At 37.2% G+C, this 2,223-nt stretch carries 3 protein-coding genes; 2 read left to right on the top strand and 1 reads right to left on the bottom strand.

Translation table 11 applies throughout. The features are described 5' to 3' along the window. On the top strand, positions 1-901 hold a 901-nt coding region (locus QZU83_RS10665), incomplete at its 5' end, for an aminotransferase class III-fold pyridoxal phosphate-dependent enzyme (protein ID WP_295611962.1). A gap of 19 nt (positions 902-920) precedes the next feature. Beyond that, positions 921-1,622 carry a hypothetical protein gene (locus tag QZU83_RS10660; RefSeq protein ID WP_295611961.1) on the top strand — a complete coding sequence of 234 codons (702 nt, stop codon included), beginning with the start codon at positions 921-923 and terminating at the stop codon, positions 1,620-1,622. Here the strand turns inward: QZU83_RS10660 and QZU83_RS10655 are convergent. Next, positions 1,619-2,023, bottom strand: coding sequence for an NUDIX domain-containing protein (locus tag QZU83_RS10655; protein WP_295611960.1), 405 nt, complete (start codon positions 2,021-2,023; stop codon positions 1,619-1,621). The two genes, QZU83_RS10660 and QZU83_RS10655, sit on opposite strands and share 4 nt — an antisense overlap. Positions 2,024-2,223: the final 200 nt, after the last annotated feature.

The following is a 2,223-nucleotide window of genomic DNA, read 5'->3' as shown; positions in this document are numbered from 1 at the left end:
AAAAAAATTGATTGAAATGACAAGCTTTGACAGAATCTTTTATGCAAACAGCGGTGCTGAAGCAAATGAAGGAGCTATCAAACTTGCAGTGAAATACACAGGAAAAAGCGAAGTCATATCAACTGTCGAATCATTCCATGGAAGGACAGTCGTGACACTTGCTGCAACTGGACATGAACATTATCACGAACCGTTCAAGGCAATACTTCCTAAAGGTTTTATAAATGTTCCATACAATGATATTGAAGCGATGAAAGAAGCAATAACCGAAAATACTGCAGCAATCATTGTTGAACCTATTCAGGGTGAAGGCGGAATTAACATCCCTGATATGGAATACCTCAAGGAAATAGAAAAAATCTGTAAGGAAAAGGACATTGTTTTCATTGTCGATGAGGTTCAGACAGGTTTTGGAAGATGTGGAACACTGTTTGCACATGAACTCTTTGATGTAAAACCTGACATCATGACAATGGCTAAAGGTATCGGTGGAGGAGTTCCAATGGGTGGAATCCTTGCAACAGAAAAGGTTGCCAGTGCATTCGTACCTGGAGATCACGGAACCACTTTCGGTGGAGGACCTCTTGTATGTGCTGCAGCAAATGCTGTTTTAGACACTATTGTTGATGAAAATATCCTTGACAATGTTAATGAGGTTGGAGACTACTTCATTTCAGAGCTTAAGAAATTAGACAAGGACATTATAGCTGATGTAAGAGGAAAAGGTCTTATGATTGGTGTAGAACTTACCAAACCTGGAGCTGAATATGTGGACAAACTCCGAGAAGCAGGATTTTTAATCAACTGTACTGCAGACAAGGTCTTGAGATTCGTTCCACCACTTATAATTACAAAAGAAGAAGTCGACAAGTTTGTAAAAGCTTTGGATGAAATTTTATAAGGTTAAAGAGGTTTTATTTATGGCAAGGCGGGTAGAATATTTATGCAATACGTGCGGATATACTTACACTTCCATAGATGAAATATTTTGGATTGACGAAACAGGTCAGGTTAACATAAAGCCATTGGTAAAGTCTACATCTGCTGAAAGCTCTATTGCACCGGTCAAAGGATTTTTTGCCAAATATTATTGCTATGAATGTCAAAAATTCATAAACAAGTTCATAATATATAAGAAATCTCCTGAAATGGATGACGGTGAAATAATTCAGATGATTGAGGATTCCAGTGATGATTCAAAAATCATTCAGTTTGATGACGAGTTTCAAAGATGCATAGAATGCGGAAGCGAACTTGCCTCAAAGGCAGATTACTCATTTGCACTGGACACGGACGATGAATTCCACATAGGTGAAGACGATTATGACTTTTCAAAGGGCAATAAATTCAAATTTGCCGGAGTCTACCATGGCTATTTCTGTTCAAACTGTAAAAAGCAAATCAATAAATTTGTAATAACAGAAAATAACGCAAATTTTACGGATTCTGAAATCAAAGCTATTCTAAAAGATCATACCAATGACCTGACAATATTCATTCGCCGTGATTTTGACATATGTCCTGACTGCGGTGAAGAAGTATACTACCTGGATCAGAACGCCACATGCCCAAAATGCAGAAGAGATAGTTTAACCATTGTAGACCATATGATGGTGGACTAAATCTTTCCTTTTCTTTTTTTCAATATTTTTTCAAGAGATGTAGAAATCTCCAATGTTTCAATCTTTTCCAAATCAGCCCACATCCAGTCTGTGTGCTCTTCGCTTATTTTCACATCACCTGAGACATCATCAAGATACATAATAAGCTGCACGGTTCTTTTGTGCATATAATCGTTTTGAACAGCTTCACAGAAGTCCCCCACTTCACAGTCAAGATTTGTTTCCTCCTTGATTTCCCGAACAAGGGCGTCTGCAAAGTGCTCTTTCTTTTCGACTTTTCCGCCCGGAAGCTCCCACATCTCAGGATCAGTTCTGCTTTTAGGATGTCTTTTTACAATCAATATCTCATCATCACTGTTTTTGATGACTCCCCTAACTGTTAGTCCATATGCCGGTTTCATTGTATCACTACATTACTTTTTCAAGTTACACATTAATAACTTGAACGGAAATTCCATTTCTTAGACAAATTTTAAATAAAGCGAAATCCATAATTATAAGCATAATGTAACTTTTTTAGGAGTTTTAATTATGGATTTAAATATAAAAGTTAACGACAAAAACCACCTTGATATCGGTGGAGCAGATGCAGTTGATATTG

Source organism: uncultured Methanobrevibacter sp. (assembly GCF_902771435.1).
GTDB lineage: Archaea > Methanobacteriota > Methanobacteria > Methanobacteriales > Methanobacteriaceae > Methanocatella.
Note: the sequence above shows the minus strand (reverse complement) of the source record. Positions and strands in the feature narration are given on the sequence as shown.